General features: G+C 39.0%; 13 protein-coding genes and 2 pseudogenes. All 15 read right to left on the reverse strand.

Annotated features, from left to right (window positions below):
• A pseudogene (locus E7276_RS11410) lies at positions 1-96 on the reverse strand (30S ribosomal protein S13); the annotation flags it as partial.
• Between the two features lie 205 nt (positions 97-301).
• Entirely contained in the window at positions 302-415 is a 114-nt protein-coding gene (rpmJ, locus tag E7276_RS11415; protein ID WP_004604068.1) for a 50S ribosomal protein L36, read from the reverse strand.
• A gap of 120 nt (positions 416-535) precedes the next feature.
• Positions 536-754 (reverse strand): translation initiation factor IF-1, encoded by a 219-nt coding sequence (infA, locus tag E7276_RS11420; protein WP_015548337.1) that lies wholly within the window; start codon positions 752-754, stop codon positions 536-538.
• Positions 747-1,013, reverse strand: coding sequence for an RNA-binding protein (locus E7276_RS11425; RefSeq protein ID WP_294217687.1), 267 nt, complete (start codon positions 1,011-1,013; stop codon positions 747-749). The genes infA and E7276_RS11425 overlap by 8 nt, the downstream gene beginning before the upstream one ends.
• Positions 1,004-1,804 (reverse strand): type I methionyl aminopeptidase, encoded by an 801-nt coding sequence (gene map / locus E7276_RS11430; RefSeq protein WP_294217688.1) that lies wholly within the window; start codon positions 1,802-1,804, stop codon positions 1,004-1,006. The genes E7276_RS11425 and map overlap by 10 nt, the downstream gene beginning before the upstream one ends.
• Before the next feature lies 1 nt (position 1,805).
• Positions 1,806-2,450 (reverse strand): adenylate kinase, encoded by a 645-nt coding sequence (locus E7276_RS11435; protein WP_294217690.1) that lies wholly within the window; start codon positions 2,448-2,450, stop codon positions 1,806-1,808.
• A gap of 102 nt (positions 2,451-2,552) precedes the next feature.
• Positions 2,553-3,869 carry a preprotein translocase subunit SecY gene (gene secY / locus E7276_RS11440; RefSeq protein ID WP_294217691.1) on the reverse strand — a complete coding sequence of 439 codons (1,317 nt, stop codon included), beginning with the start codon at positions 3,867-3,869 and terminating at the stop codon, positions 2,553-2,555.
• Complete coding sequence (rplO, locus tag E7276_RS11445) at positions 3,869-4,312, reverse strand: 50S ribosomal protein L15 (RefSeq protein WP_015548342.1); 444 nt, start codon at positions 4,310-4,312, stop codon at positions 3,869-3,871. The genes secY and rplO overlap by 1 nt, the downstream gene beginning before the upstream one ends.
• 17 nt (positions 4,313-4,329) lie before the next feature.
• Positions 4,330-4,515 carry a 50S ribosomal protein L30 gene (gene rpmD, locus E7276_RS11450; RefSeq protein ID WP_015548343.1) on the reverse strand — a complete coding sequence of 62 codons (186 nt, stop codon included), beginning with the start codon at positions 4,513-4,515 and terminating at the stop codon, positions 4,330-4,332.
• Between the two features lie 13 nt (positions 4,516-4,528).
• The gene (rpsE, locus tag E7276_RS11455; protein ID WP_015548344.1) at positions 4,529-5,038 is read right to left on the reverse strand and encodes a 30S ribosomal protein S5; all 510 of its coding nucleotides are present in this window, start codon (positions 5,036-5,038) and stop codon (positions 4,529-4,531) included.
• 11 nt (positions 5,039-5,049) lie between these two features.
• Positions 5,050-5,418, reverse strand: coding sequence for a 50S ribosomal protein L18 (gene rplR, locus E7276_RS11460; protein ID WP_294217694.1), 369 nt, complete (start codon positions 5,416-5,418; stop codon positions 5,050-5,052).
• A gap of 18 nt (positions 5,419-5,436) precedes the next feature.
• Positions 5,437-5,976, reverse strand: coding sequence for a 50S ribosomal protein L6 (gene rplF, locus E7276_RS11465; RefSeq protein ID WP_033153082.1), 540 nt, complete (start codon positions 5,974-5,976; stop codon positions 5,437-5,439).
• Between the two features lie 89 nt (positions 5,977-6,065).
• Positions 6,066-6,467: a 30S ribosomal protein S8 gene (gene rpsH, locus E7276_RS11470; protein ID WP_015548347.1), complete on the reverse strand. Its 402-nt coding sequence runs from the start codon at positions 6,465-6,467 to the stop codon at positions 6,066-6,068.
• A 40-nt stretch (positions 6,468-6,507) separates the two neighbouring features.
• Positions 6,508-6,693, reverse strand: coding sequence for a type Z 30S ribosomal protein S14 (locus E7276_RS11475; protein ID WP_294217696.1), 186 nt, complete (start codon positions 6,691-6,693; stop codon positions 6,508-6,510).
• A 10-nt stretch (positions 6,694-6,703) separates the two neighbouring features.
• Positions 6,704-6,811, reverse strand: a pseudogene (gene rplE, locus E7276_RS11480) (50S ribosomal protein L5); the annotation flags it as partial.

Here is a 6,811-nt window from a genome sequence, read left to right on the forward strand (position 1 = left end):
CTTGTTTGAGCTTACTCTACCAATTCCGTAAATGTAAGTTAAACCAATTTCAATTCTCTTGTCTCTTGGTAAATCTACACCTGCAATACGAGCCATGTGTGTTTACACCTCCATAAAATTTCTACAATTAATAAGCGATATAGATAATACAGCTCCGAATAATCGGCCTGAAATGTGTGCATTTCCATATCTTGTCCAATTTGGCCTCGGTATGATAGGCCTATTTATTATGAACAGTCTAAATTAGATACTCTTTAGACTGCAGCCGCACATAATAAAATGCTACATAAACTAATCAGAATTAACCCTGACGCTGCTTATGCTTTGGGTTCTCGCAAATAATACGAATGCTACCCTTTCTTTTGATGACCTTGCACTTCTCGCACATAGGCTTTACAGAAGATCTTACTTTCACGATTTTCCTCCTTTCCATGCCCCTTTTTTCAAGGGTTGTGGTCAACTTTATTTGAACATTCCTAAAAACGTCCGCTTAATAGTATAGCGGCCGTTTGCTAGTATGTCAATAACATTTTTATTATTTATCTCTCCAAATAATTCTTCCCTTAGAAAGATCATATGGACTCATCTCAATTGTTACCTTATCACCTGGTAAAATTCTAATGTAATTTTGTCTAAGCTTTCCACTTATATGAGCAAGAATCTGATGACCATTCTCAAGCTCTACCTTAAACATTGCGTTTGGAAGTTTTTCTACAACCACGCCTTCTACTTCAATTACATCTGCCTTAGACATCTTTGTTCCTCCTATTATAAACTTTAAGAATTCTTTTGATTGAAATATCATCTGATGTGCTTAATCCCTCTATTTCTTTAAGAACATCTGACGGTATATTTTTTATTAGCTGTAAATGAATTTTTTTCTTTTTTTTAGGTTTTGAACAGGTTTTAGTTGTTCCATTTGCTAGATAGCAAAAATCATTATCTTGTGAAACAACAACATAAACTTGTTTTTTATCATGCCCAGCTTTTGATGTTGCAAGCATTAAATCCATTTATTTCCCTCCGGATTAGCAAGTTCAGTAGGTGTCAGTGTCAGAATTTCAGGCTCACCATCTGTAATAACTATAGTATTCTCATAGTGTGCTGAAAGCGACTCATCCATAGTAACCACTGTCCAATCATCATCCATCCAAGCCACATCAAAGCTTCCTGCATTAATCATTGGCTCTACTGCCAACGTCATTCCTTTTACTAATTTAGGACCCTTCCTAAATTTTCTTCTGAAATTAGGAATCTCAGGAGCCTCATGTAAAGACTTACCTATGCCATGTCCAACCAAATCTCTAACTACACCATAGCCAAAGCTCTCAGCATAATCACCAATCGCGCCGGATATATCATATAAATGATTTCCTGCTGTTGCAAATTTCATTCCCTGGAAAAATGACTGTCTTGTTCTTTCTATAAGCAATCTAGCCTCTTCAGAAATCTCTCCAACACCAACAGTACGAGCAGCATCTGAATGATATCCTTTATAAAGAACTCCAGTATCTAAACTTACGATATCTCCATTAACAAGGATTCTATCAGCAGTTGGAATACCATGAACTACTTCATCATTTACAGATACGCAAACACTTGCTGGATATCCGTATAATCCTTTAAAGTTAGGCTCGCAACCATAGCTTCTGATTACTTCTTCACCGAGTCTATCTACATCTAATGTAGACATTCCCTCATGAAGCTCTTTTGCAAGAGTTTCATGTACTTGCGCTAATATCTTTCCAGCTTCGCGCATCAATTGAATTTCTTCTTCAGTTTTAATAGTTATAGCTTCTGACATCTTAAGCTCCTAAAATAGCTGTGATATCCTCAAAAACTTTTTCCATTGGCTGTGTGCCATCAACAGACTTAAGAATACCCTTACCATTGTAATAATCAATAAGTGGCTGTGTCTGATCATGATATACATCAAGTCTCTTCTTAACTGTCTCTGGTTTATCATCATCTCTTAAGACAAGCTGGCTACCACATGAATCACAAACACCTTCTTTTTTAGGTGGAATAGAAACAATGTGATATGTTGCACCACAGTTAAGACATGCTCTACGACCAGACATTCTATTGATAATGTTCTCATCTGGAACATCAACGTCAATAGCATAATCCATAGACTCACCAATTTTAGTGAGAGCAGCATCAAGTGCCTCAGCCTGTGGAATTGTTCTTGGGAAACCATCTAATACAAATCCATTTTTAGCATCATCCTGTGCAATACGGTCCATTACAAGATCACATGTAAGTTCATCTGGAACAAGCAAACCTTGATCCATGTATTCCTTTGCCTTCTTGCCAAGATCTGTACCGTTTTTAATGTTAGCTCGGAATATATCACCTGTAGAAATGTGAGGAATCGAATACTTAGCAGCAATCTGCTTTGCCTGTGTTCCTTTGCCTGCACCAGGTGCACCTAACATAATAATCTTCATATTTAATAAACCTCCCTGCAAAGATAGTAATAAATATTCTCTAATAAACACCTTAAGAGATACGCGGAAAACCACGTATCTCCTTAGATGCATTAATGACTTTTAGTCATTTAAAAATCCTTTATAATTACGAACCATCATCTGAGATTCAACCTGCTTTAATGTTTCGATGATTACACCAACAATAATGATGATTGATGTTCCACCAAATGAAACACTAGCTCCAAGTAAACCATTAAAGATGATTGGAAGTATTGCAACTATTGAAAGGCCAATTGCTCCGATAAAAATTACATGCTTAAGAATAGCTGTAAGATAATCAGATGTTGGTTTTCCAGGTCTAATACCAGGAATAAATCCACCAGAGCGTTTTAAATTCTCTGCAATTTCAAGAGGATTAAATGTAATCTCTGTATAGAAATATGCAAATCCAATGATTAAAAGAATATATACAACCGCACCGATTGAATTAACCCAATTTGTTGTATCAAACCAATTCTGCTGATTCATAGCACCTAATATCTTTGCCCATACACCAGAAACATTATTCTTGCCAAGAATCTGAACAAGCATAATTGGTGTTTGGAGAAGAGACTGTGCGAAGATTACTGGGATAACACCTGCAGTATTAACCTTCATAGGAATAACAGATGAATTACCGCCAACCTGTCTACGTCCCTGTATCTTGTTTGAATACTGTACAGGAATACGTCTCTCAGCACTCTGTAGAATAACTACAAAGACAACAAGCGCTACAATAATAGCTGCAATGATTACGCCAGCTAAAACAGCCTTTGGAATAGTTCTACCTTCCATGTACTGTGTATAAAGCTGCTGTAAATCAGCTGGAATACGGCTAATGATATTTATTGTAAGAACAATAGAAATACCATTTCCGATACCCTTTTCAGTGATTCTCTCACCGATCCACATAAGTACTGCCGAACCAGCTGTAAGAGATGCTACAACTAAGATTACATACAGTGGACTGTACTGCAATAAATATCCACTCTTTCCAAATCCAATAGCCATAGCAATTGATTCACCCAATGCCAAGGCAATAGTAAGATAACGAGTAATCTGTGTCATCTTCTTTCTGCCTGCCTCACCATCACGCTGCATCTCCTCAAGCTTTGGAAAAGCTATAGTAAGAAGCTGCATGATAATAGAAGCTGTAATGTATGGTGTGATGTTCAATGCAAATACTGACATTGATGAGAAAGAACCACCAGTGATTGAATCGAAAAAGTTCAATCCTGTATTGCTATTATTTTCAAAATAGCTACTAATAAGGCTTCCGTTAACGCCCGGAGTTGGAAGTAAACTTCCAAGTCGGACGATAACTAACATTAAAAATGTGAAACCTATACGTCTTCTTAAATCTTTAATTCTGAAAGCATCTCGAAGTGTCTGAAACATTAGATCACCTCTACTGTTCCGCCTAAGGCCTCAATCTTCTCCTTTGCGCTAGCACTAAATGCGTTAGCCTGAACGTTGAGCTTCTTTGTAAGCTCTCCGCCGCCAAGGATCTTAACGCCATCGCGAGGATTCTTGATGATACCACTCTCGATGAGAGTATCAACAGTTACAGTAGCACCATTATCAAATCTCTCTAAATAAGAAACATTGATACCAACGATTTCCTTTGTATTTCTATTCTTGAAACCACGCTTAGGAAGACGTCTGTATAAAGGCATCTGTCCACCTTCGAATCCAAGTCTAATGCTTCCGCCAGAACGAGCCTTCTGTCCCTTATGACCCTTACCAGCAGTCTTGCCATTTCCTGAACCGTGACCACGGCCTCTTCTGAAATTATCGCTATGCTTTGAGCCTTCTGCTGGCTGTAAGTTAGATAAATCCATTATGGCACCTCCTTCTATTAAATTTCTTCAACTTTTACTAAGTGATTGACCATTCTAAGCATTCCTCGAACGCTGTCGTTGTCAGGAAGCTCAACAGTCTTGTTGACCTTTCTAAGGCCAAGTGCTTCTACAGTCTTCTTGTTCTTTGGAACAGCACCGATTGTAGACTTTACGAGTGTTACTCTTAACTTCTTCTCTGCCATTTACCTTTCCTCCTTAAGCAAGAATGTCTTCAACCTTCTTGCCACGAGCCTTAGCTACTTCTTCAGGTGACTTAAGAAGCTTAAGTCCTTCGATAGTAGCAAGAACAACGTTCTGCTTATTTGATGATCCAAGTGACTTTGTACGGATGTTTCCGATACCTGCAAGCTCACATACGGCACGTGCTGGACCACCTGCGATGATACCAGTACCTTCTGGAGCCTTCTTAAGAAGTACAGAAGCACCTGTGTGCTTACCCTGGATGTCGTGTGTAATACTGTGGTTGTCATCAAGCTTAACTGTGATAAGCTTCTTCATAGCATCTTCCTTACCCTTGCGGATAGCTTCAGGAATTTCAGCTGCCTTGCCAAGTCCAGCGCCAACGTGTCCGTTCTTATCGCCTACTACAACAAGAGCTGTGAAACGCATGTTACGTCCACCCTTAACAACCTTTGTTACACGCTTAATTTCTACAACCTGCTCAGTTAACTCTAACTGGCTAGCGTCAATGATTTCACGTTTCATGTGTTCTCCTCCTAGAATTCTAATCCAGCTTCTCTAGCTGCTTCTGCTAATGCTGCAACCTTGCCGGCATAAATGTAACCACCTCTGTCGAATACGACTTCCTTGATTCCCTTTTCCTGTGCCTTCTTAGCAATAACTGTACCAAGCTTTGAAGCAGCTTCTACGTTATTTGTCTTTGCAAGATCTGCCTTAACGTCTGCGTCAAGAGTAGATGCTGAAACGAGTGTATTTCCGCATGTATCATCAATAACCTGAACATACATGTGATTGTTGCTTCTGAACACTGCTAAACGAGGTCTTTCTGCAGTACCGGCTAGAGTGTTACGAAGTCTTCTATGCTTTGTCTGGCGAACTACTTGTCTAGATTTCTTACTTACCATTTTACATTCACTCCTTTACTATTTCTTACCGGTCTTACCGACTTTACGTCTAATAACTTCATCAGCGTACTTAATACCCTTACCCTTGTATGGCTCAGGTCTTCTCTTATCTCTGATGTTGGCAGCGTACTGACCAACCTTTTCCTTGTCGATACCCTTGATGATAATTTTATTTCCGTCAACAGTTGACTCAATACCCTCTGGATCTTCCATCTCAACTGGGTGTGAGTAACCAAGGTTAAGAGTAAGCTTCTTACCAGCCTTAGATGCTCTGTAACCTACACCGTTAACCTCAAGAGTCTTCTCATAGCCTGTTGTAACACCAACAACCATGTTGTTGATAAGTGTTCTTGTAAGACCATGTAAAGACTTCATTTTCTTTAAATCATTAGGTCTAGTAACAACAACTTCTGCACCCTCAAGCTTAATATCCATCTCTGATGGAAGTGTTCTCTCAAGAGTACCCTTAGGACCTTTTACAGTCACATGATTATTTTCTGCAATCTCAACTGTAACACCAGCTGGAACTGCGATTGGCATTCTTCCTATACGTGACATGCCCGTACCTCCTTAAATTTGCTGTATGTCCGACTTCTGTAGTCGGGTTATACTTTTAGGTAAATTAGTAACAAATTGTTTGGAAATGATTACCAAACGTATGCAAGAACTTCGCCACCAACCTGAAGCTTACGAGCTTCCTTATCTGTGATGATGCCCTTGTTTGTAGAAAGGATAGCGATACCAAGACCACCTAAAACGTATGGGATATCATCCTTTCCTGCATAAATACGAAGACCTGGCTTAGAAATTCTCTTAATACCAGAAATAATCTTCTCGTTCTTATTTGCACCGTACTTTAATGTAACACGGATATCCTTGAAGTTACCATTATCAACGATGTCGTACTTTGTGATAAATCCTTCATCTACAAGAATGTCTGCAATTGCAAGCTTCATCTTTGATGCAGGAATATCTACTGTATCATGTTTTGCAGTATTTGCATTACGGATTCTTGTAAGCATATCTGCTATTGGATCACTCATATTCATGATGCAATTTCCTCCTAATTATCAATCTGTGCTCGTTATCTTACCATGAAGCTTTCTTAACGCCTGGGATCTGACCCTTGTAAGCTAACTCACGGAAACATACTCTACAAATACCATACTTTCTAAGGTATGCATGTGGACGACCGCAGATTTTGCAACGGCTGTACTCTTGTGTAGAGAACTTTGGTTTGCGCTGCTGCTTAACTTTCATTGACTTCTTTGCCATAACTTTCCTCCTATGCTTCCTTAGCGAAAGGCATATTGAATAAACGAAGTAATTCTCTAGCCTCTTCATCTGTCTTAGCTGTAGTTACGAAGATGATATCCATACCACGAGTCTTGTC

The organism is Pseudobutyrivibrio sp. (assembly GCF_015057185.1).
Classification (GTDB): domain Bacteria; phylum Bacillota; class Clostridia; order Lachnospirales; family Lachnospiraceae; genus Pseudobutyrivibrio.

Excerpts from the sequence above, each read along its gene's own strand:
- infA (WP_015548337.1), bottom strand. The coding sequence starts at position 754 with ATGTCTAAGGCAGATGTAATTGAAGTAGAAGGCGTGGTTGTAGAAAAA.
- E7276_RS11425 (WP_294217687.1), bottom strand. The coding sequence starts at position 1,013 with ATGGATTTAATGCTTGCAACATCAAAAGCTGGGCATGATAAAAAACAA.
- map (WP_294217688.1), bottom strand. The coding sequence starts at position 1,804 with ATGTCAGAAGCTATAACTATTAAAACTGAAGAAGAAATTCAATTGATG.
- E7276_RS11435 (WP_294217690.1), bottom strand. The coding sequence starts at position 2,450 with ATGAAGATTATTATGTTAGGTGCACCTGGTGCAGGCAAAGGAACACAG.
- secY (WP_294217691.1), bottom strand. The coding sequence starts at position 3,869 with ATGTTTCAGACACTTCGAGATGCTTTCAGAATTAAAGATTTAAGAAGA.
- rplO (WP_015548342.1), bottom strand. The coding sequence starts at position 4,312 with ATGGATTTATCTAACTTACAGCCAGCAGAAGGCTCAAAGCATAGCGAT.
- rpmD (WP_015548343.1), bottom strand. The coding sequence starts at position 4,515 with ATGGCAGAGAAGAAGTTAAGAGTAACACTCGTAAAGTCTACAATCGGT.
- rpsE (WP_015548344.1), bottom strand. The coding sequence starts at position 5,038 with ATGAAACGTGAAATCATTGACGCTAGCCAGTTAGAGTTAACTGAGCAG.
- rplR (WP_294217694.1), bottom strand. The coding sequence starts at position 5,418 with ATGGTAAGTAAGAAATCTAGACAAGTAGTTCGCCAGACAAAGCATAGA.
- rplF (WP_033153082.1), bottom strand. The coding sequence starts at position 5,976 with ATGTCACGTATAGGAAGAATGCCAATCGCAGTTCCAGCTGGTGTTACA.
- rpsH (WP_015548347.1), bottom strand. The coding sequence starts at position 6,467 with ATGAATATGAGTGATCCAATAGCAGATATGCTTACAAGAATCCGTAAT.
- E7276_RS11475 (WP_294217696.1), bottom strand. The coding sequence starts at position 6,693 with ATGGCAAAGAAGTCAATGAAAGTTAAGCAGCAGCGCAAACCAAAGTTC.